Here is a 21,925-nt window from a genome sequence, read left to right as displayed (position 1 = left end):
CAACGACGCACACCGGGCGGGAGCGCGCATGACCGACACGAAAGCCATCACCGAACACTGGACACAGGTCGCCGGCCAATGGATCGACTGGGCCGGCAAGCCCGGCCACGATGCGTTCTGGAAATACCGTGCGGGGCTCGCGGCCTATATCGGCCGCGACACCGGCCGCGCGCTGGAGATCGGCTGCGGCGAAGGCCGCGTGAGCCGCGAGCTGAAGGCGCTCGGCTACGACGTGACCGCAAGCGACGTGGTGCCCGCGATGCTCGACGCCGCGCGTCACGCGGATTCCGCGCATCGCTACGAGCTGGCCGACGCGGCGTCGCTGCCGTTCGACGCGGCCAGCTTCGATCTCGTGATGGCGTACAACGTGCTGATGGATCTCGACGACATGCAGCGCGCATTGAACGAGGCGCGCCGCGTGCTGAAGCCGGGCGGGCTGCTGTTCATCTCGCTCGTGCATCCGTTCCGCGATCGCGGCGGCTTCGCGGGGCTGCAACCCGATGCGCCGTTCGTGCTGAAGGGCAGCTATTTCGGGCGCGAGCACTTCGACGGCGTGGAAACGCGCGACGGGCTGTCGATGCACTTCGCGGGCTGGTCGCTGCCGCTGCAGGCGTATATGGAAGCACTGGAAGCGGCCGGGTTCGCGATCGTGTCGCTGCGCGAGCCGCCGCCCGACCAGGCCGATACGGACCAGTTGAAGCAGTGGGCGCGCGTGCCGCTGTTTCTGTGGATCAAGGCGCGGCCGGTGGGGTGAACGGATCGATGATTGCTGTGGCTTCACGCGGGCGTCACGTCGTTTATTTTATTGTAGTAACATACCTACATTGACGTGTTTGAGGAGTCCGCGATGACCATTACCACTCTCTCGAGTCGTGAACTCAACCAGGACGTGACCAAGGCGAAGAAGGCGACAAAAGACGGCCCGGTGTTCATTACGGACCGCGGCAGGCCTGCTCATGTGCTGCTGAGTTTCGAGGAATACCAGCGACTCACGCAACAGAGGCGCAACATTGCCGATGCACTGGCAATGCCCGGTGTCGAAGACATCGAGTTCGACCCTCCGCGCGCGGACATCGCAATCAAGCAGGTTGACTTCTGATGATGTTCGTTCTCGATACCAATGTCGTTTCGGAGCTTCGGAAGGTGAGAGCGGGCAAGGCGGACAGGAATCTGGCGGCCTGGAGTTCGACCGTCGACGCCCCGACGCTTTTCGTTTCTGCCATCACGATCATGGAGCTTGAGACCGGTGTCTTGCAGATCGAACGCAGAGACCCGGTGCAGGGCGCGCTTCTCAGGGCCTGGCTTGATGGACATGTCCTGCCCGAGTTCGCCAGTCGCGTATTGCCCGTTGATACGGCAGTCGCTCAACGATGTGCGCGGCTCCATGTACCGGATCGACGGTCCGAGCGGGATGCGCTCATTGCCGCAACGGCGCTCGTGCACGGCATGACTGTCGTGACGCGCAATGTGGCCGACTTTGCCGCGACCGGCGTTGCCATCGTGAATCCGTGGGATTGAACGAATCACTTATCCCGCACGCACCGGGAGAATCGGCTTACGGCCGGTGCAAAACGCTCCTGTTGTAAAGGGCGAAGCGTTGTCTGGAGGGCGGTGTCGGTGGATTCGTCCGGGCTGGAACTCGGCCAAGCAAGCGTGCCGGCCTGACACAGTCACGCAGGCACGCAACCGCGTCGCCGCTGCCGCCCCTTACCCGCGAATCGGCGGATTGAGCTGGGCGAAACCCGCCTGCCGGCGATACGGGAAGTACGGATAAGGCGCTTCCACGGCGCTCGCCGCATCGAGCTTCGCGACCTGCGCATCGGTCAGCGCCCAGCCTGCCGCGCCGAGGTTCTGCCGCAACTGTTCCTCGTTGCGCGCGCCGATGATGACCGACGACACGGTCGGCCGCTGCAGCAGCCAGTTCAGCGCGATCTGCGGCACCGTCTTGCCGGTTTCCTCCGCGATCGCGTCGAGCACGTCGACCACGTCGTACAGGCGTGCGTCGTCGACCGGCGGCCCGTAGCTGGCCGTTTCATGCAGGCGGCTGCCTTCGGGCAGCGGCGCGTTGCGCCGGATCTTGCCGGTGAGCCGGCCCCAGCCGAGCGGGCTCCACACGAGTGCGCCGAGGCCCTGGTCGGCACCGAGCGGCATCAGGTCCCACTCGTAGTCGCGGCCGACGAGCGAGTAGTAGACCTGGTTCGCCACGTAACGCGACCAGCCGTGCCGGTCGGCCACAGCCAGCGACTTCATGATCTGCCACCCCGCGAAGTTCGACACGCCGATGTAGCGCAGCTTGCCCGCGCGCACGAGATCGTCGAGCGTCGACATCACTTCCTCGACCGGCGTGCCCGCGTCGAACGCGTGCAGTTGCAGCAGGTCGATGTAGTCGGTGTCGAGGCGGCGCAGCGCATCGTCGACGGCGCGCACCAGCCGCGCGCGCGACGTGCCCGCGTCGTTCGGGCCGCCGCCGGTCGGCAGGCCCGTTTTCGTCGAGATCAGCACCTGGTCGCGACGCCCCTTGATCGCGGCGCCGAGCACGCGCTCGGATTCGCCGTCCGAATACACGTCGGCCGTGTCGAACAGGTTCACGCCGGCTTCGAGGCAGATGTCGATCAGGCGGCGCGCTTCGTCGATGCCCGTGTTGCCCCACGCGCTGAACAGCGGGCCGGTGCCGCCGAACGTGCCGGCACCGAAGCTCAGGACGGGAACCTTGAGGCCGGAGCGGCCGAGGGTGCGGTATTCCATGGCGGGTTTCCTTTGGATGGTCGAACTGCCGAGGGGGCAAGCGTCGGCACACTGTATCGCTTGCGGATATTTCGGATAATTGGGCAGACTTCGAAAATATCCTTCGGAAGAGGCGAACAATGCTGCTCGACAATCTCGCGCTGTTCCTGCGCATCGTGGAGAAGGGCGGGCTGGCCGCGGCGGGCCGTGAGTTCGGGCTGTCGCCGGCCACGGTGTCCGAGCGGCTGACGGCGCTCGAGCACCATTACGGCGCGGCGCTGCTCACGCGCACGACGCGCGCGATCAGCCTGACCGACGAGGGCCGCACGCTGGTCGACGGCGCGCGGCGCCTGCTGGCCGAAGCCGACGAACTCGAAAGCCGTGTGCGGCTGGGCGTGCAGACGCTGTCGGGGCCGGTGCGGCTGAGCGCGCCGGCCGATCTCGGGCGCGAGCGCGTCGTGCCAGTCGTCGATGCGTTCCTGGCCGAGCACCCGGGTGTGACGGTCGACCTGCATCTCGGCGACGGTTACGTCGATCTCGTCGGGCAGGGGCTCGATTTCGCGATCCGCCGCGGCATGCTCGCGGACAGTTCGCTGCGCAGCCGCTCGCTCGGCCGCGCGCGGCGCGTGGTGTGCGCGTCGCCCGCGTATCTCGCCACGCACGGCACGCCAACGCATCCGGACGATCTCGTTTCGCACGACTGCATCGTGATGCGTTTCGGGCCGGACCTGTATGCCGACTGGCCGTTCAGCATCGATGGCGAACCGAAGCGCGTGATGGTGCGCGGCCGCCGCGTGGCCAACGACGGCGCGCTCGTGCGCGCGTGGTGCATCGCGGGGCATGGCGTCGCGCTGAAGTCGCTGGTCGACGTCGAGCAGGATCTGGCGTCCGGCGCGCTCGTCGAGATCCTGCGCGACTTCTCGCCAGGCGACGTCGACTTGCAGATCGTGTATCCGGGCCGTGCCGCGCAGCCGAGGCGCGTGCGCGCGCTCATCGACAGGCTGGCGCAGGCGCTGAGCGTGGCGTAACTCGGGTTACCCAGGCTGTCGCGAAACGTTGAAGCAGCGATCCCGTTGCGCTTGCATTGCGTGTCGATGCGACATCCTTGCAGGCCACATCGCGAGCTGACATCGTCCTTCAAACCGATTGCCCACGTTTCGTCATTTAGCTAATATTCAAAACGTCAAACGAAACCGCACCCCATGGACGACGTTACCCGCATCAGCGCCTTGGCCAACGAAAGCCGTCTGGCCGTGATGCGCTGGCTCAAGCAGCCGCGCAAGCATTTCCCGCCGCAGCCGCACGGCGATTTCGACGAGCTCGGCGTGTGCTGCACGTACATCACCGAGAAGCTCGGCATCGCGCCGGCCACGACCACGCGCCACATGCGCATCCTCGCGGATGCCGGGCTGGTGCGGGCGACCCGCGTCGGCAAGTTCACGTACTACAAGCGGATCGACGGCGCGCTGCAGCAGCTCGGCGAAGATCTCTCGCAACTTTGATTCCCATCGAGGCAACCGACATGGACGAACTTGCACTGCTGGCCGACGCCGACCGGCGCGCGCATGCGTATCTGGCCGCAACCGGCGAGCGACGCGTGTTTCCCGACGCGGCCGCGCTGGCCGGCCTCGCCGCATTCGACGAGCCGCTGCCCGACGCGGGCCGCCCGGCCGACGACGTGCTGCGCCTGCTCGACGAGCACGGCACGCCCGCGACGGTGGCGTCGAACGGCCCGAACTACTTCGGCTTCGTGATCGGCGCGGCGCTCCCGGCTGCCGCTGCTGCCGAGCGATTGATGCTCGCGTGGGACCAGTGCGCGTCGTCGTACGCGAATTCGCCGGTCGCGGCGACGATCGAGCGCCAGGCCGCGCGCTGGGTCGTCGATGCGCTCGCGTTGCCCGAAGGCAGCGCGGTCGGGTTCGGCACGAGCGCGACCGCCTGCACGCTCGTCGCGCTGGTGGCCGCGCGGCGCACGCTGCTCGCGCGCAAGGGCTGGGATATCGACGCGGACGGGCTGATCGGCGCGCCCGAAGTGAAGGTCGTGATCTCCGCGCTCGCGCACATCACGGTGAAGAAGGCGCTCCGTGTGCTTGGCTTCGGGATGAAGCGCATCGTCGTCGCGCCGGTCGACGCGCACGGCCGCATCGACCCCGCCCAGTTGCCGCCGCTCGACGACATGACGATCCTCTGCGTGCAGGCCGGCGAAGTGAACACCGGCGAATTCGATCCGTTCGCGGCGCTGATTCCGCCGGCGAAGGCGGCCGGCGCATGGGTGCACGTGGACGGCGCGTTCGGCCTGTGGGCGCGCGCATCGTCGAAGCGCGCGCTGACGGACGGCATCGACGGCGCGGACAGCTGGACGACCGACGGCCACAAGTGGCTGAACACGCCGTACGACGGTGCGATGGTGATCTGCCGCGACGCGGCCGCGCTCGCCACCGCGATGAACAGCGACCCCGTCTACCTGAGCGGCGCACAGGATGCGCAGAAGAACCTGAACCTCGAATTCTCGCGGCGGGCGCGCGGCATTCCCGTGTGGGCTGCATTGCGCGCGCTCGGCCGCGCCGGCGTGGCGACGATGGTCGAGCGGCATTGCGCGCAGGCGGCGCGGGTTGCGGACGGCCTGCGTGCGGCCGGCTACGAGGTGCTGAACCGCGTCGTGCTGAACCAGGTGCTCGTGCGCGCCGGCACCGACGACGAAACCGCCGCGATCCTCGAAGCCGCGCAGGCATCGGGCGACGTGTGGTTCGGTGCGACCGTGTGGCAGGGGCGGCCGGCGTTCCGGATCAGCGTGTCGTCGTGGCGCACGGAAGATGCGCATATCGACCGGCTCGTCGCATTGCTGACGGAGCTGCGCGGCGTGCACGTGCGCTGAGCGTCATGCGGCGTCCGTGCCCGTCACGGCGGCAGACGCAACCTTCAGGCATTCGATGAAATGCAACGCGGCCGGCGTCAGCAGCGCATGCCGCCGCATCACGATCGCAACCGTCAACGCAGGCATCGGCTCGGCGAGCTCCAGTACGACGATGCCGCGCGACTTGCGTTCGACATCGGCGAGCGGTCGCGCGAATACGCCGAGCGCATCCGTCTGCGACACGAGCCCGAGCGTCGCCGCAAACGACGGGCAGTGGACCACGCGCTCCGGCACGTCGATGCCGAACGGCTCGAAGATCGAGCGGACCAGGTCGTCCCCGCCGTCGCCGTAGCGCGGCACGCACCATTGCGCATCGACGAGCTCGCGCAACGAACGGGCGCGCGCGAGCCGATGCCGGTTTTTCGCGACGACCGCGAACGCCGTCCGGAACAACGGAAGGCTCGCGAATTCGTCGGGGTCCGGCATCGCGTTCGACAGCTGATGCGTGACGATGAAATCGAGCGAGCCGTCGCGCAGCCGCGCGAGATCCGTCGCGGTCAGTGCGTCGTCGACGTTCAGCGTCGCGCCGGGCAGGTCGCGCGTGAACGCGGCGAACGCGCGCGGCAGGACCGTCAGCGCAGCCGTCGGACTGACCGCGATCGACACCGAGCCGGTCGTACCCAGCCGCAATTGTTCGATTTCGTCGCGCGTGCGCTGGATCTCCTCGACGATCAGCCGCGCGCGAATCGCGAACGCAGTGCCGTAATCGGTCAGTGCGATCCCCTTGACGCTGCGCACGACGAGCGGCACGTCCAGCTCCTGTTCGAGCTCGCGCACGATACTGCTGATGGCCGGTTGCGTGACGCCGAGCGCACGCGCCGCGCCGCGAATGGTGCGATGCTCGGCGACCGCGAGAAACGCGTCGAGCTGCTTGAGCTTCATGAGCGAGCGATCCGGATGCGAAGCAGGCACGGGGTTCCGGGCGGAACCTCGGGTGACAAGGAAAATCTATCGTCCATAAAGAAATCTTGGATTTTTCTTATTGGATCGAGTGTATATGCTCGGTGCTTTTCAGGAGCGGTCACGATGATTCTCGTTAACCAGCAAAGACTGTGGGATTCGCTGATGGAGATGGCGACGATCGGCGCGACCGCGCAGGGCGGCAGTTGCCGGCTCGCGCTGAGCGACGACGACGCGCTGGGCCGGCGCCGCTTCATCGCGTGGTGCGAGGAAGCCGGTTGCGAGATCCGCATCGATCCGATCGGCAACGTATTCGCGCGCCGGCCGGGCACGGAACCCGGCTTGCCGGCCGTGTCGTGCGGCAGCCATCTCGACACGCAACCGCTCGGCGGCCGCTTCGACGGCGTCTATGGCGTGCTCGCGGGCCTCGAAGCGATTCGCACGCTGAACGAGCACGGCATCGTGACGCGGCATCCGATCGACGTCGTCGCGTGGACCAATGAAGAGGGTTCGCGCTTCACGCCGGGCATGATGGGCTCGGCCGTCTATGCGGGCACGCTCGATCTCGACTACGCGCTGGATCGCCCCTGCATGCAGACGGGGGCGCTGCTGCGCGACGAACTCGAACGCACCGGTTTCGCCGGCCCCGCTCGCGAGCGGCAGATGCCGAAAGCATATTTCGAAGCGCACATCGAACAGGGGCCGGTGCTGGAGCAGGCCGGCTTGCCGATCGGCGTCGTGACGGGCGTGCAGGGCATCTACGAACTCGACGTCACGGTGACCGGCTTCGAGTCGCATGCGGGCACGACGCCGATGAGCGTGCGCCGTGACGCGATGGGTGCGGCGGCCGCGATGATCGCCGCGATCATCGAGCACGGCCACGCGTTCGATGCCGACGCGCGCGTGACGGTCGGCCATGTCGCGTGCCAGCCGAATTCGCCGAGCACGATACCGGGCAAGGTGCGCTTCAGCGTCGACGTGCGTCATCCGTCGCGACCGGCGCTGCAGCAACTGGTTGCCGACATCGAAGCGATCTGCTTGCAGCGCACCGCGCTGCGCGGTGCGAGCGTGGAGGTGCAGACCATCGCCGAATACGAGCCGGTGGTGTTCGATGCGGACTGCGTCGCGCGCGTGCGGCAGGCAACGGCCGCCGCCGGCTATCCGTACCTGGAGATGTGCAGCGGTGCGGGGCACGATGCGGTGAACCTGTCGTACGTCGCGCCGTCCGCGATGGTGTTCGTGCCGTGCAAGGCCGGCTTGAGCCATAACGAAGCGGAAGATGCCGATCCGGTGCATCTCGCGCAAGGCGCGTCGGTGCTGGCGAACCTGCTGGCCGATTGCGCGCGTTAGCCGCGTGCGACGGCGGTGTGGAGCCACGGCTGCCGGCGTGAAAATATCGGACAATAGCCGCTGCGCGCGCCGCGCCGGCGCAGCGCTCAACCGAAGCATTCACGCTTGCGAGATCCCCATGTCGACTCCCTTTCCCCGGGAACTGCTGAAGGCCGCCGATATTGCGAAGATGGAACCGACGCGCGCGGTGCATTCGCTGAATCCCAATGCCGTCCGACTCAAGCGACAACTCAGCGACCTGACCGGCCTGACGCAATTCGGTATTCACCTGCTCACGCTGATGCCCGGTCACGAATCGGCCGAATATCACCGTCACCTGTACGAAGAAGAATTCGTCTACGTGCTGTCCGGCACGGGCTCGGTCACGATCGGTGAACGCGTCAGTGAAATCGGGCCCGGCGATTTTCTGGGCTTTCCGCGCGGCGGCGAAGCGCATACGGTGCAGAACACCGGCGATGCGCCGCTGGAGCTGCTCGTCGGCGGGCAGCGGCTCGAACACGATGTCTGCGAATACCCGCGTAGCGGCAAGCGGCTTTATATCGCCGGTGAGCTTGAGGACTATGTCGAGCTGCCGAAACAGCCGTGATCGCCAATCGCATTCGCAATGTCGAATTCCGTATAAAAAACTGAATCGATTGCCTCTTGTTTAGATAAACAAAATAAAAATTCGTAAAAATACGGGGTAGAGAAACCGCGTTTATTTGGGCACGCTTGTGCGCATTGTCCATTCCCGGGTGCCGGCATTTCGATCTGCCGGCGCGCCTTTTTCAGGCACCCGAATGCGGAAATAAATACACGCGTCCGGCAGTTTCGACCGATTGACCGCGTACGCGACAAGTCACGGAAAGATTCCTGATTTAAAGCTCAGTAGTTCGAACCAAAAGCTTGATTCAAGAACGAAGCGGAGACAGGCGATGTCGAGGAACTTGGGGTTGGGAGCGGCGCTGCTGGCGCTGTGCGTTGGCTTGGCTGCGTGCGGCGGCGATGGCGACTCGCCGTCGGCAGCCGCTTCGAATCTGTCGGCCGCAGCGCGGTCGCCGGGCAACGAAGACGGCAACGGCGGCAACGACAACGGCAATGGAAGCGACAACGGCAACGAAGCAGCGAAAAAGAACGCCGACATTCGCGTCGTTCAATACGTCAATCCGCTGATCGGCACCGACTACGCGACCGACCAGCCGGCCGACCCGGTCGGCTCGGGTCTTGGCGGCGGGACGTTCCCGGGGCCGACGGTCCCGTTCGGGATGATGCAGTGGAGCCCGATGACGCCCACTGCGCAATACGACAGCCGCAAAGGCGACGGCTCCGGCTTCTCCGGCGGCTACTGGTACGGCGACACGTCGATCAACGCATTCAGCATCCTGCACCTGAGCGGCACGGGTTGCTGGGCGAACGGCGGCTACCTGAACGTGATGCCGCAACTCGCGCCCGGCGACGCCGGCTCGCCGGCCAGCTTCAATCACGCGAACGAAACCGCGCAGGCCGGCTATTACGGCGTCACGCTCGGCAACGGCATCAAGGCCGAGCTGACGACGACGGTGCGCACCGGCTTCGCGCGCTTCACGTATCCGGTGCTCGCGAAGGGGCAGCAGGCGACCATCGCGATTGATCCGACCGTGCAGAACAACCGCTCGCAGGGCACGACTGCGGATACGGTGAAGCAGGTTGGCGATCGCGCGCTGTCCGGCACGATCGCGGGCAGCGGTTTCTGCTGGGCCGGGCACGCGGTGCCGCTCTACTACTACGCGGAATTCAGCCAGCCGTTCGCGGCGAAGCCGGCGCTGGCCGCGAACAGCCCGCTCACCGTGACGTTCGCGGTCGACAAGCAGCACCCGGCCGTGATGATGAAGCTCGGCATCTCGTTCGTCAGCGAGGCGAATGCGAAGGCGAATCTCGACGCGGAAAATCCGGGCGATGAAGCGCACGGCCGCGCGGGCTGGCATTTCGACAAGGTGCGCCGCGCAGCCAGCGATGCGTGGAATGCACGCCTGAACGCGATCCAGGTGAAGGGCGGCAGCGACGCCGACAAGACGAAGTTCTATACCGCGCTGTATCACGCGTCGCTGCATCCGAACGTGTTCAACGACGTGAACGGCCAGTATCCGGACTTCTACGCGTCGAACGGTGCATCGGCCGCGCCTACGCGTCAGGTCGAGCGCGGCCGCACGATGTACGCGAACTTCTCCGGCTGGGACATCGACCGCTCCTTCATGCAGTTGCAGGCGCTGCTCGATCCGGTGCGGACCAGCGACATCGTGCAGTCGCTCGTGCTCGATGCGAAAGCGTGCGGCGCGTTCCCGCGCTGGGCGTACTTCAATACCGAGACGGCCGTGATGCCGGGCGATGCGGGTTCGATCATCGTCGCGAACGCGCATGCATTCGGCGCGACGAACTTCGACACGCAGGCCGCGCTGTCGATCATGAAGACCAGCACGGCGCCGGGCGCTGCGTGCGCCGGCACGCCGGTGATGGGCAGCCGCGCGGACTACGACCGGCTCGGCTACGTGCCGTCGTCGGGTTCCGGCGACAACCAGACCGCCTCGAACACGCTCGAATATGCGGTGCGCGACTTCGCGGTGTCGCGCTTCGCGACGGCGCTTGGCGATACGGCGACGGCCGGCACGCTGCTGAAGTCGAGCGGCAACTGGCAAAACCTGTTCGACAAGAACGCGATTCAGCCGAAGACATCGGCGGGCGCCTGGGTCACCGACGGCACCGGCTTCATGGAAGGCAACTCGGAGCAATACACGTGGTACGTGCCGCACGATCTCGGCGGCGTGGTCGCGCAGGCCGGCGGCGCCGCGTCGGTCGTCAACCGGCTCGACACGTTCTTCACGCACCTGAACATCGGCACCGTGCAGCCGTACTTCTACGTCGGCAACGAAGTGACGATGGCCGTGCCGTGGGTCTATGCGTGGGCCGGCGCGCCGTCGCATACGCAGCGCGTGCTGCACGCGTCGCTCGCGAACGAGTTCGGCACCGGTGCGGCCGGGCTGCCCGGCAACGACGATCTCGGCGCGATCTCGGGCTGGTACGTGTGGGCCGCGCTCGGTCTCTACCCGGTCGTGCCGGGCGTGAGCGGGCTCGCGGTATCGAGCCCGCAGTTCGAGAAGATCGTCGTGCGCGTCGGGCAGAAGGACGGCAGCTATCGGCTGCTGCGCATCGTCGCGCCGGGCGCGGGGTCGGGCGATACCGCGTCGTTCTACGTGAAGTCGCTGAAGCTGAACGGCGCTTCGTGGCCCGGCGCATGGCTGCCGCTGGAGCACATCGCGAAGGGCGGAAAGCTGACGTATTCGATGACGGCCGATGCGAGCGCCGCGACGTGGGGCACCGACGCATCCGCGATGCCGTCGTTCCCGCAGGCGGCCAGCGCGCCCTGAGTTGACGCAACACGTCGCGAACGGGAAAACACATCCGGCACGGGCGGGATACGGAGGAAGTTCAACGAGCGGTCCTTGCGAACGGGATCGACACTGAGAGGGAGGGACGAACGGATGAAGCTGCGTCATGTGGTGGGTATCGGGTGCCTTGCCGTGTTGTCGGGGTGCGGGGGCGATCAGGCTTCGACGGATGCGAGCGTGCTCGCGCAGATGTCGAACGCGCAGGGCAACCAGAACGACCAGGGCGATCAGAACGACCAGGGCGAGAACGGCGGCGTGGGCAGGCGCTCGGTGCTGCGCAGCGTCGATCCGATGATCGGCACCGCGAATCTCGACATCAACGCGGACTGGAGCAGCGGCGTGCGCGGTCACGGCCACGTGTATCCGGGCGCGACCGTGCCGTTCGGCATGGTGCAGCTCGGGCCCGACACGACCGGCGGCACGCACACGCTGCCCTGGAACTGGGATCGCACGTCGGGCTACCAGTACGACGATCCGCTCATTACCGGCTTCACGCATACGCACCTGTCGGGCACCGGCATCGGCTCGGGCGGCGAAGTGCGCTTCCTGCCGACGCTGGCGCCGGTCGACACCGCGACGCTGGCGAAGGTGGCGGCTGATACGTCGATCACCTACAACGCATCGTTCAGCCACGACGACGAAACCGCGAGCCCCGGCTACTACCGCGTGAAGATGGCCCCGGTCGGCAGCGGCAATACGCCGTGGAACGTCAAGGGCGCGAAGATCGTCGCCGAGATGACGGCCACCACGCATGCGGGCGTGCATCGCTACACGTATTTCCCGAGCGCGGCCGCGCAGAAGCGCAGCATGATCGTCAGTATCGACAACCCGATCGGCGGCTCGACCGCGAGCGGCAAGATCCAGGTGATCGATGCGCAGACGATCGCCGGCTGGGAAATCACGAACAACTGGGCGAACAACAAGCCGACGTATTTCGTCGCGCGTTTCTCGAAGCCGTTCGATACGAAGAACGTCGCGTTCAGCGCCGACGGCTTCAAGGCCTACCTGACGTTCGCCGATGGTAACGATGGCGGCGGCGCTGTCACGGTGAAGGTCGGCATCTCGCCGTCGAGCATCGCGGACGCGCAGGCCAATCTCGCGTCGGAAGTCGGCGCGAAGTCGTTCGACCAGGTGCGTGGCGCGGCAGAGCGCGTGTGGAGCGCCGCGCTCGACCGGATTCATGTCAAGGGCGGCAGCGCCGACCAGCGGACGATGTTCTACACGTCGCTGTATCGCACGATGCTCGCGCCGACGGTCTACAACAACGCGGACGGCAGCTACGTCGGCACCGATTCGACCAACGACGGCACGACGTCGCCACCGACGACGAGCAAGCATGCGAATCCGGGCTTCGACTATTCGTCGACGTTTTCGCTGTGGGACACCTTCCGCGCCGAGTCGCCGTTGATGACGCTGGTGCAGCCCGAACGTGTCGACGGCTGGGTCAAGTCGCTGCTGACGCAATTCAAACAGAACGGCAAGGGCGAACTGCCGGTGTGGCCGCTCGCGCAAACGGAAACCTTCACGATGGCCGGCCACCCGTCGATTCCGCTGATCGCCGATGCGTACCTGAAGCATCTGACGAGCGCGGGCATCGACGACATCTGGACCGCGTTGACGACCACGCAAGGCGCGAGTGCGCACGGTTTCGACCAGTACCGGCAGAGCGGCTACGTGGTCGCCGGCGACAACGCCTCGGTGTCGACGACGCAGGACTACGCGTTCGACGACTGGGCGACGGCCGCGGTCGGCAAGGCGGCGGGCAAGGGCACGGCCGATTACCGGCCCTACCTGCAGCGCAGCCAGAACTACCGGAACGTGTTCAATCCGGTGCTGAACAACGGCTGGAAGTTCTCGCAGCCGAAGGATGCGCAGGGTAACTGGGTGGCGGGCTTCGACCCGACGGCGGCGGAAAAGACGGACTTCTCCGAATCGAATTCGTGGGTCGATACGTGGAACATCTTCCACGACTTCCCCGGCCTCGTTGCGTTGCTCGGCGGGAAAAGCCAGTTCATCGCGCAGCTCGATCGCACGTTCGATCCGGCCAACCCGCTGACCTTCCTCAACAACCAGGGCTTTCCGGACCTGACCGGGCGCAGCGGGCAATTCTTCGCGGGCAACGAGCCGGCGAACCACCTGCCGTATCTGTACGCGGTCGCGGGCATGCCGTCGAAGACGCAGGATCGCGTGCGTACGGTGATGGACGACATGTATTCGCTGACGCTGACGGCCGGCGATCGCGCGCTGTTGAGCGGCGACAGCCTGAAGGCTGCGCTGGCCGACCCGCGCCGCGTGCGTGATTCGGCCATTCCCGGCAATGACGATTGCGGGCAATTGTCCGCGTGGTACGTGCTGTCCGCGCTCGGCATCTATTCGCTCAATCCGGTCGGCGGCGTGTTCTACCTCGGCACGCCCCTGTTCGAGGAAGCGACGATCGACATCCCGGTCGCATCGGGAGGCGGAGACGGCAACGCATTGAAGTTCGGCGCGATGCGGCGTTTCAAGGTGACCGCGCATACGGCCGGTGGCGGCGCACCGTCAGCGGTGAATCGCTACGTCCAGTCGGTCAGCCTGAACGGTACGCCGCTGCATCGGCCGTACATCACGTACGACGAGATGAAGGCCGGCGGCAAGCTCGACTTCGTGATGGGGACGACGCCGAACGACGCATGGGTCAGCACCTGGAACGGGCAGGATCCCAACAGCGCGCTCGCGCCTTCACTGGCGTTGGCGGGCAAGTAGCAGCGGGCAAGTAGCAGCAGGCAACGCCAAGCGGCCCGCATCGACGCGGGCCGCATTGCTTCATCCGGCGGTGTCGGTCTCGACCGCGAGGCCGGCCGCTTTCCACTCCGGAAATCCGTCTTCCAGCCGTGCGGCCTTGAAGCCGCGCGCGCGCAACGCGGCGACGGCCTCGACCGCAAACACGCAGTACGGGCCGCGGCAGTAGGCGACGATTTCCGCCCCGGCCGGCAACTCGTTCACGCGCGCATCGAGTTCGGACAGCGGGATGTTCAGCGCACCTGGCAGGTGGCCTTGCGCGTATTCGTCCTGCGGACGCACGTCCAGCAGCGTGACGAGGCCGTCCGCGAGCCGCGCGGTCAGTTCGTCGCGCGACACGGGCTCCAGTGCATCGCGCGCGTGGAAGTAGTCGCCCATCACTTTGTTGACCTCGGCGACGTTGCGTTCGCCCACGCGGCCGAGCGCCTTCATCAGCGCCACGACCTCGCTGTCGCCGGCGAGGCGATACACGATGTGCTTGCCGCGCCGCTCGGTATCGACGAGGCGCGCGCGCCGCAGAATCTGCAGGTGCCGCGACGTGTTCGCGAACGTCATTCCCGACAGGGTCGTCAGGTCCTCGACCGACCGCTCGCGCTGGGCGAGGTGCTCCAGCAATTCGAGCCGGTTCGGATGGCCGATTGCCTGCGCGACCTCGGCGAGGCTCGCGTAAATCGCTTGCTTGGGTCCCGTGCTTGACACGTGGCCGCTCCTCGATCAATCATTCATCAAATTGATTGAATGTTACTGCATTCGCGGGATGAGAGCAATTCGATGATCCTCGGACAATTCCTGCATTCCGACACGGGTGGCATTTCATACCTGTTCGGTTGTGGCGACAAGGCGAGCGGTGCGCCGCCCGTACCGCCGGCCGCCGCGCAACTGCGCGCGCTCGACGCGGGGCGTGGAGCGGCGGGAGGCTGACGCGATGGAGAACGCAGCGGTGGCGCGCGGCGGGCGCGCAGTTGCGCTCGGGCTGCGCGAGAACGGGTGGCAATTCGCGCTGCTCGTGCTGGTCAACGCGTTCGTCGGCGGGATGGTCGGCATCGAGCGCACGGTCGTGCCGTTGATCGGTTCGGAGCAGTTCCATCTCGAATCGACCGCGTTGATCACGTCGTTCATCGTCAGCTTCGGGCTGGTCAAGGCGTTCGCGAACCTCGTGTCGGGCCAGCTGGCCGATACGTGGGGACGCAAGCGCGTGCTGATCACCGGCTGGCTGTTCGGCCTGCCCGTGCCGTTCATGATCATCGCGGCGCCGAACTGGGAATGGGTGATCGCCGCGAACGTGCTGCTCGGGTTGAGCCAGGGGTTCGCGTGGTCGATGACGGTGATCATGAAGGTCGACCTCGTCGGCCCGAAGAGCCGCGGCCTCGCGGTCGGCCTGAACGAATGCGCCGGCTATTTCGCGGTGGGCGCGACCGCGTTCGCGACCGGATATCTCGCGAGCCGCTACGGATTGCGGCCGACGCCGATTTATCTCGGCGTGTTCTACGCGATCGCGGGCCTGCTGCTGTCGATCCTCGTCGTGCGCGATACGCGCGACCACGTGAGGCTCGAAAGCGGCCGGCTGGCCGGCGCGTCCGTGCTGTCGTTCCGCGAAGTCTTCATGCTGACGTCGTTCCGCGATCGCAACCTGTTCGCGGCATCGCAGGCCGGCATGATCAACAACCTCAACGACGGGATGAGCTGGGGCATCTTCCCGCTGTTCTTCACGACGCTCGGGCTCGGCATCGAGCGGATCGGGATCCTGAAAGCCGTTTATCCGATCGTGTGGGGAAGCTGCCAGATCGTCACGGGGCCGCTCAGCGACCGATGGGGGCGCAAGGGCCTGATCGTTGCGGGGATGTGGGTGCAGGCAGCCGGACTCGCGTTGACCGCGCTCACCGGGCAGTTCCGCTGGTGGCTCGTCGCGAGCATGCTGCTCGGCCTTGGCACCGCGATGGTCTATCCGAGCCTGATTGCGGCCGTGTCCGATGCGTCCGAGCCCGGCTGGCGCGCGCGTTCGCTGAGCGTGTACCGGTTCTGGCGCGATCTCGGCTATGCGATCGGCGCGTTGTCGGCCGGCCTGATGGCCGACCGCTTCGGTTTCGCCGCGGCGATCCTCGTGGTGGCCGCCGTGACGTTCGCGTCCGGAGGCGTCGTCGCGATTATGATGCGGGAACGCCACTGACAGGGTTCCCCGATATGGACGCGCCGCTTCCACCGATCTCTGCCCCGATTTCCGAAACGGAGCCTGAAACCGAAACCGTCGCCGCGCCGCGCGCGTCGCGTCTGCACCGGCCTGTCGCGCTCGTCACCGGATCGACGTCGGGGATCGGCGCGGCCATCGCGCGTCGCCTGACGGCGGACGGCTACGCGGTGATCCTGCACTCCCGCAGTTCGGCCGAGACGGGCCGCGCGATGGCGCGCGAACTCGGCGGGGCCTACGTGCAGGCCGATCTCGCCGACGACGCCGAACGCGTGCGGCTGATCCGCGACGCGCTGGCCGTGCACGGGCGGCTCGACGTGCTGATCAACAATGCGGGCGTCAGCCGCGTGATCCCGCATGACGATCTCGCCGCGGCCACGCCCGACGTGTGGCGCGAGATGCACGAGATCAACGTGATCGCGCCGTTCCGGCTCGTTGCCGAAGCGCAACCCGCGCTGCTCGAAGCGGCGTCGCGCGGGCGGGCCGGTTGCGTCGTGAACGTCAGCTCGCATGCGGGCGTGCGGCCGAAGGGCGCGTCGATTCCGTATGCGGCGGCGAAGGCCGCGCTCAATCACACGACGCGGCTGCTCGCGCGCACGCTCGCGCCGGCGATTCGCGTCAATGCGGTCGCGCCGGGGCTGGTCGATACGCCGCTGACCGCCGACTGGACGGAAGCGCAGCAGCTCTGGCGCGAGCGCGCGCCGATGCGCCGTGCGGCGACGCCGGACGACATCGCGCAGACGGTCGCGATGCTCGTCGCGTCCGATTACGTGACGGGCGAGATCGTGATGCTTGACGGGGGAATGAACCTGACGTGACGCGGGGATGTGGTGTCACGGCCGGACAGCCGCGCGCAGTTGTCATGCGCGATGCGGCTGATTGAGGAATGGCGAGTCGAGTACAACACCCAGCGAACTCATAGTCCGCTTGGCTGTCTGACGCCCGCGCAGTTCGCCCGGGCGCACGACGCGAAGCAGCAGTTTTTTTACCTCGGACTTGCAGTTCGGACTAAAACCGGGGGCAGGTCACTTACGCCAGGGGCGGGACGAGCCGGCTTGCCCGGGGCCTATTATTTTAGGTGGCTGGCTCATGATCTCAAGCGTATGGGCGTCACTTTAAAGAACGCGAAAATGGCTTGGAATTTTACTCCAGGCCACTTACTCGCCTCTGCGAATACACACCCGACACTGAGGTTCGGCACGCGTGTCGTGACGATGGTCAAGGCTTCCCGCGTGGGTGAGGGTGAATAGAGCTATGGTGGGTAGCGTGTCGTGCGTGGGTTTCTCGCATGCCTGGCCTACAGCGGGGTTTGCGACGGTTGCACCCCCCCGCGCAAGACCTCGCCGAGGCATTCGAATCCCTCCAAAAGCTTCGCCTCGCCGCCCGTCGCATTGCTAACGCTCGCGCGCACGAAGTGCGGTTCGGCACCGCGGCCAACGCTGAAAGCCTCGGCAATGCTGATGAGATGATGGCGTTGCCGTAACTGGTGTTCGACTTCCGCCGATCGCCAAGGGGCGGGGACTTCGATCCAGAAGTGCGGACTGCGATCGTGCGTCCGATAGTTCAAGCCATCGAGGAGGTGGCTGACCAACGCTTTGCGGCGTTCGATTTCATCGATCTGTTGACGCAGTAACGCGCGGGCGGTTCCATCTTCGATCCAACGACTGGCGATCTCCAGGCCCAGTGGCGCAGCCATCCACGAGCTGGCGCGAATGGCAGCGGCCTGGCGGCTCACCAAGGGGGCCGGCACGTGAAGAAAGCCGGCGCGCAGACCTGCCGCCACGGCTTTGCTCAGACTGCTGATAAGGACGCCGCGCTCAGGCGCGAAGTAGCTCAACGGCAGCGGGCGGTTTTCCATCAAGACGCCATGCGTCTCGTCCTCGATCACCATGAGGTTGTGCTCGCGACAGATCGACGCAATCGACTGGCGGCGCCCATGGGACATGACCGCGGTGGTCGGGTTTTGGATCGTTGGCGTGCAATACAGGGCGGTCACCCGGTTGGTCCGGCAGACGTCTTCGAGCGATTCTGGCACCAATCCCTCCTCGTCCATCGCGACATCGATCAGTTTGATACCCAGGAATCGCGCCAAGCCGACGAGACCCGGGTAAGTGAGTTGCTCGGTGACGAGCGTGTCGCCCGGACGTACCAAGGCCATCAGCGCGCAGAGCAAACCATGTTGGCTACCGTTAACGCAAAGCACCTGATCGGCGGATGGTGCAAATTCGCCGTGTGCAAGCCAACGTGCGCCGGCCTGTCGATGATGCGGCAGGCCCGTATCGGGCGTGTAGAGCATCAGCTCCTGGAGGGCACGAGGCGATTGCGAAAGTTGTGCGAGATCGCGAGCCAACAGCGCTGCCTCCTGCCCGGGAATATGCATGTTGCGACTCATGTCGTGGCACAGGGCGGGCGCATCGACGAAGTTGCGGAAGCCGGCGTCGCGCATTCGCTCCTGTTGGCGTGAGTGGACGTAGGTACCGTCGCCCACGCGAGCTACCACCAGGCCAAGCCGCTCCAACTCCGTGTAGGCCCGACTGACGGTGCCGGGTGTGACAGCTAAGGCGTCTGCGAAGACACGGTGAGGTGGCAATTTGGCGCCTTGCGCGATCGTGCCCGACTGAATGGCGTTCTGCAGCGCGTGTGCAAGACGCAGGTACTTGGGGCCCTGTCCATTTGCGAGTGCATTTCCAATGATTGACATGGTGTCAATATTTGTTTTGACAGTCATATTTGCCCCAATTTAACCTGTGATTTCAGTGCTTTGTATGAAAATCGCAAGGCTATTATCTCAGAATGTATTCGGTTTGGTGTATTGATATCATGTCAATTGCGATTCGGGAAAAGCGCGTGGCGCGGGACAGGTTGGGCGGGTTGGTGACGGCGTTGCTTTTCCTAATCGTCTGTCTGAGTTGGGGCACGACCTGGCTGGGCATCAAGATTGCGGTGGAGAGTGTGCCGCCGCTGACCGCTGCGGGGCTTCGCTTTCTGATTGCGTTTCCGTTGTTCGTGTTGTTCGCGCTCGTTCGACGAGAGCCGATCCTCTTTCCCCGCCATCAGTCCGGCTTCTTCGTTTTCGTCACGCTGTGTTATTTCGGCGTGCCGTATTACCTGCTCAACTATGGTGAGCTATATGTGTCGTCAGGGTTGACGGCACTGTTGTTCAGCAGCATGCCGGTGTTCATCCTGATTTTTTCGGCCGTGTTTCTGCGGGAGAAGATCTTCATTTCGCAGGTCGTGGGCATTGCCGTTGGTTTCGGCAGTTTGGCCATGATCATTCGCTCTCAAGGACTCCATCTCGATTACGGCGAGTTGTTCGGTGTTGTCGCCATCCTTGTCGCGGCCATCATGCATGCGCTTTGCTATGTGATCACCAAGCAGCGAGGCCGTGCGCTCAGTGTGATCACCTTCAATACGTTGCCTATCGGGATCGCCGGTGCTGGCCTCTTTTTTGCCGGCTTGGTGGTGGAGCACCCCGATCTTGCCAAGATCACGTCACGTTCCTGGGGCGCGTTGCTTTATCTCGGTCTTGCGGCATCGGTCGGCGGGTTCATTGTGTACTTCTTGCTGCTCAAGCGCCTTAGCCCGGTGATCCTTTCGTTCGTGTTCATCATCTTCCCGGTGTTCGCCGTGCTGATCGGCGCGTGGTACGAGCACGTGCCGGTATCGCATGAATTGATTGCCTATTCGGCGCTGCTTCTGGCGGGCTTTGCGATTACGAAGTTGCCGATCGAAACGTTGTACGCGCGAGGGAGGTAAGTCGACGTGGATGCACTAAATGAACGGAACTTGGCAATCGTCTATCAACACGCCGAGAAAACTTACCCGAAGGAGTGCTGTGGCTTTGTGCATTTCGATGGGCAAGTGCACGAGGGGGTGAACATCCAGGACGAACTGCACGCACGTAGTCCGGAGGTTTATCAGCGCAGCGCCAACTTTGGATACACGTTTTCCGTAGACGATACCGTCCTGTTGAACGAAAGCTTTCGCATCGACAATCCGGTGGCTGTCATCTATCACTCTCATCCGGACGTCGGTGCGTACTTCAGCCGTGAGGACATCGATAAAGCTCTGTACGACAGGCAACCGATCTATCCGGTGCAGTACCTGGTGATAGATGTGAAAGCGGGAAAGGCGAAGGGCGCGAAGTTGTTTGAGTGGCGCAACGGGCAGTTTGCGACGGCGCGTGAATTTGTGGTTTGAGTTTGTTGTTTGATTTGGAGTGGTGGAGGAGAAGCAGATCATGGATGTTCGAACAGTAATTTTCCCTGAAATACTCGGGCGCGTTGCCAAGCTGAATGACACCCGACTGATGGGGCGAGGCAACACAACGCGCGAGGTGGTGTTCGATATTTGCGAACAGCACCCGGTGCTTCGGCCGCACCTGTTCTATGCCAACGGGCATTTCAAGGAACATTTTCTGGTGACTTCCGCAGGAAGCTTGGTTGATCTCGACTCGCCACTCGAGAGTCGGGACGAGATCGAGATCATGCTTGCGACATCCGGTGGTGTCGATGTCGATCAGTTGACCAATGCAGAAGTGCAGCGCTACGTTCGTCACATCACCTTGCCGGGTGTCGGCCGTGAAGGACAGGCGCGGCTGAAGAAAGCGCGGGTACTGATTATCGGCACTGGTGGCCTTGGTTCACCTATTTCGCTGTACCTGGCAGCCGCAGGGATCGGTACGATCGGTCTGGTTGACTTCGATACCGTGGAAGTCAGCAATCTTCAGCGGCAGATCGTTCACGGGCATCAAACGATTGGTGTCCCGAAAGTCGAGTCCGCCAAGCGACGGCTGCTTGATCTGAATCCGCACATCGACATCAGGACGCATGCGTACGCGGTCGACAAGAGCAATGCCTATGACCTGATCGAGCAGTATGACGTTGTTGTCGACGGCACAGACAACTTTGCTTCCCGCTACGTCGTCAACGAAGCATGTGCACGCCAGGCGAAGCCGTTGATCTATGGCGCGCTTTATCGCTTCGATGGACAGGTAAGCGTGTTCAATTTGGCAGGCGGACCGTGCTATCGCTGCCTCTTTCCGAAGAGTCCTCCTCCGGAACTGGCCCCAAGCTGCAATGCAGGTGGGGTCATCGGCGTTCTGCCTGGCGTTATAGGGCTCCTGCAGGCAACGGAGGCGATCAAGCTCATCATGGGCTTGGGAAAGCCGCTCTCCGGAAGGCTTCTACGCTTCGATGCGCTAGGCATGGCGTTCTCGGAGGTGGCGTTCGCGCGGCGAGATGATTGTCCTACGTGTTCCGGTGGAGTGCGAGGCGATATCGATGAGGATGTCTCTGTGTGCCAAACCAGCGGAGTGGCTGCGACGCGAATGGAGCCGCATTGCTACATCGCCCCCGCCGAGCTTGATGCACTGATGCGGGCGGGGACCTCAGGGGTACGGCTTATTGATGTGCGCGACGCCAACGAGTTGGAGGTATGTCGTCTGCCGGAGGCGTTACATATCCCGTTGGCTGAGTTGGACGAAAATCTGGGAGGATTGCCGCGCTCGGATCGGTATGTCGTGGTGTGTTACGCGGGTACGCGCGCAGAACGCGCGGCGTCCTCGATGCTGGCATCAGGCTTCGCGAAGGTCCAGGTGCTCGACGGCGGGATCAGACGCTGGGCGAAGGACGTCGAGCGCGATATGCCGATGTATTGAACGAGGCTATGGGT

20 protein-coding genes are annotated in these 21,925 nt (G+C 64.8%); 16 read left to right on the top strand and 4 right to left on the bottom strand.

Annotated elements, in window-relative coordinates; translation table 11 throughout:
• Positions 1-28: 28 nt before the first annotated feature.
• The 3 genes from HWX87_RS19515 to HWX87_RS19505 all read left to right on the top strand — a co-directional run bounded on the left by HWX87_RS19515 (position 29) and on the right by HWX87_RS19505 (position 1,518).
• Positions 29-754: a class I SAM-dependent methyltransferase gene (locus HWX87_RS19515; RefSeq protein ID WP_176048636.1), complete on the top strand. Its 726-nt coding sequence runs from the start codon at positions 29-31 to the stop codon at positions 752-754.
• Positions 755-847: 93 nt separating this feature from the next.
• A complete protein-coding gene (locus HWX87_RS19510; protein ID WP_176048635.1) occupies positions 848-1,099 on the top strand; it encodes a type II toxin-antitoxin system Phd/YefM family antitoxin in 252 nt (83 codons plus the stop codon).
• The gene (locus HWX87_RS19505) at positions 1,099-1,518 is read left to right on the top strand and encodes a type II toxin-antitoxin system VapC family toxin (RefSeq protein ID WP_176048634.1); all 420 of its coding nucleotides are present in this window, start codon (positions 1,099-1,101) and stop codon (positions 1,516-1,518) included. The genes HWX87_RS19510 and HWX87_RS19505 overlap by 1 nt, the downstream gene beginning before the upstream one ends.
• A 189-nt stretch (positions 1,519-1,707) precedes the next feature.
• On the opposite strand, the gene HWX87_RS19500 is transcribed toward HWX87_RS19505, so the two are convergent.
• The gene (locus HWX87_RS19500; RefSeq protein WP_176048633.1) at positions 1,708-2,745 is read right to left on the bottom strand and encodes an aldo/keto reductase; all 1,038 of its coding nucleotides are present in this window, start codon (positions 2,743-2,745) and stop codon (positions 1,708-1,710) included.
• A 119-nt stretch (positions 2,746-2,864) separates the two neighbouring features.
• On the opposite strand from HWX87_RS19500, the gene HWX87_RS19495 reads away from it, so the two are divergent.
• From HWX87_RS19495 to HWX87_RS19485, 3 genes are all read left to right on the top strand, one after another.
• On the top strand, positions 2,865-3,752 hold the full coding sequence (locus tag HWX87_RS19495; RefSeq protein WP_176048632.1) for a LysR family transcriptional regulator: 888 nt from the start codon (positions 2,865-2,867) through the stop codon (positions 3,750-3,752).
• 174 nt (positions 3,753-3,926) lie between these two features.
• A complete protein-coding gene (locus HWX87_RS19490) occupies positions 3,927-4,226 on the top strand; it encodes a metalloregulator ArsR/SmtB family transcription factor (RefSeq protein WP_176048631.1) in 300 nt (99 codons plus the stop codon).
• 20 nt (positions 4,227-4,246) lie between these two features.
• A complete protein-coding gene (locus tag HWX87_RS19485; RefSeq protein WP_176048630.1) occupies positions 4,247-5,599 on the top strand; it encodes an aminotransferase class V-fold PLP-dependent enzyme in 1,353 nt (450 codons plus the stop codon).
• Between the two features lie 3 nt (positions 5,600-5,602).
• Here HWX87_RS19485 and HWX87_RS19480 read toward each other — a convergent pair whose 3' ends face one another.
• Positions 5,603-6,520 (bottom strand): LysR substrate-binding domain-containing protein, encoded by a 918-nt coding sequence (locus tag HWX87_RS19480; RefSeq protein ID WP_176048629.1) that lies wholly within the window; start codon positions 6,518-6,520, stop codon positions 5,603-5,605.
• Positions 6,521-6,664: 144 nt separating this feature from the next.
• On the opposite strand from HWX87_RS19480, the gene HWX87_RS19475 reads away from it, so the two are divergent.
• From HWX87_RS19475 to HWX87_RS19460, 4 genes are all read left to right on the top strand, one after another.
• Positions 6,665-7,888 carry a Zn-dependent hydrolase gene (locus tag HWX87_RS19475; RefSeq protein ID WP_060221451.1) on the top strand — a complete coding sequence of 408 codons (1,224 nt, stop codon included), beginning with the start codon at positions 6,665-6,667 and terminating at the stop codon, positions 7,886-7,888.
• 118 nt (positions 7,889-8,006) lie between these two features.
• The gene (locus HWX87_RS19470; RefSeq protein WP_176048823.1) at positions 8,007-8,474 is read left to right on the top strand and encodes a cupin domain-containing protein; all 468 of its coding nucleotides are present in this window, start codon (positions 8,007-8,009) and stop codon (positions 8,472-8,474) included.
• Positions 8,475-8,802: 328 nt separating this feature from the next.
• Complete coding sequence (locus tag HWX87_RS19465) at positions 8,803-11,268, top strand: GH92 family glycosyl hydrolase (RefSeq protein WP_176048628.1); 2,466 nt, start codon at positions 8,803-8,805, stop codon at positions 11,266-11,268.
• Positions 11,269-11,382: 114 nt separating this feature from the next.
• Positions 11,383-14,031: a GH92 family glycosyl hydrolase gene (locus tag HWX87_RS19460; RefSeq protein ID WP_176048627.1), complete on the top strand. Its 2,649-nt coding sequence runs from the start codon at positions 11,383-11,385 to the stop codon at positions 14,029-14,031.
• Positions 14,032-14,091: 60 nt separating this feature from the next.
• Here HWX87_RS19460 and HWX87_RS19455 read toward each other — a convergent pair whose 3' ends face one another.
• Entirely contained in the window at positions 14,092-14,766 is a 675-nt protein-coding gene (locus tag HWX87_RS19455; protein ID WP_176048626.1) for a metalloregulator ArsR/SmtB family transcription factor, read from the bottom strand.
• Between the two features lie 72 nt (positions 14,767-14,838).
• Between HWX87_RS19455 and HWX87_RS37895 the strand changes: the two genes are divergently transcribed.
• The 3 genes from HWX87_RS37895 to HWX87_RS19440 are packed head-to-tail and all read left to right on the top strand — an operon-like array spanning position 14,839 to position 17,070.
• Entirely contained in the window at positions 14,839-14,988 is a 150-nt protein-coding gene (locus HWX87_RS37895; RefSeq protein ID WP_208456542.1) for a hypothetical protein, read from the top strand.
• 4 nt (positions 14,989-14,992) lie between these two features.
• Positions 14,993-16,234 (top strand): MFS transporter, encoded by a 1,242-nt coding sequence (locus HWX87_RS19445; RefSeq protein ID WP_176048625.1) that lies wholly within the window; start codon positions 14,993-14,995, stop codon positions 16,232-16,234.
• Positions 16,235-16,248: 14 nt separating this feature from the next.
• Positions 16,249-17,070, top strand: coding sequence for an SDR family oxidoreductase (locus HWX87_RS19440; protein WP_176048624.1), 822 nt, complete (start codon positions 16,249-16,251; stop codon positions 17,068-17,070).
• 479 nt (positions 17,071-17,549) lie between these two features.
• Here the strand turns inward: HWX87_RS19440 and HWX87_RS19435 are convergent, their stop codons facing one another.
• Positions 17,550-18,980 carry a PLP-dependent aminotransferase family protein gene (locus HWX87_RS19435; RefSeq protein WP_176048623.1) on the bottom strand — a complete coding sequence of 477 codons (1,431 nt, stop codon included), beginning with the start codon at positions 18,978-18,980 and terminating at the stop codon, positions 17,550-17,552.
• A gap of 92 nt (positions 18,981-19,072) precedes the next feature.
• Here HWX87_RS19435 and HWX87_RS19430 point away from each other — a divergent pair, with 92 nt between their 5' ends.
• Genes HWX87_RS19430 through moeB form a run of 3 tightly spaced genes read left to right on the top strand, consistent with a single transcriptional unit; the run spans position 19,073 to position 21,911 of the window.
• Positions 19,073-20,008, top strand: coding sequence for an EamA family transporter (locus HWX87_RS19430; protein WP_205713874.1), 936 nt, complete (start codon positions 19,073-19,075; stop codon positions 20,006-20,008).
• A gap of 30 nt (positions 20,009-20,038) precedes the next feature.
• On the top strand, positions 20,039-20,452 hold the full coding sequence (locus HWX87_RS37890) for a Mov34/MPN/PAD-1 family protein (RefSeq protein WP_244137713.1): 414 nt from the start codon (positions 20,039-20,041) through the stop codon (positions 20,450-20,452).
• A gap of 40 nt (positions 20,453-20,492) precedes the next feature.
• Positions 20,493-21,911 (top strand): molybdopterin-synthase adenylyltransferase MoeB, encoded by a 1,419-nt coding sequence (gene moeB / locus HWX87_RS19425; RefSeq protein ID WP_208456540.1) that lies wholly within the window; start codon positions 20,493-20,495, stop codon positions 21,909-21,911.
• Positions 21,912-21,925: the final 14 nt, after the last annotated feature.

Source organism: Burkholderia sp. BCC1644, assembly GCF_902833225.1.
In the GTDB taxonomy this organism is placed as follows: domain Bacteria; phylum Pseudomonadota; class Gammaproteobacteria; order Burkholderiales; family Burkholderiaceae; genus Burkholderia.
This window is presented reverse-complemented; position numbering and strand designations above follow the sequence as displayed.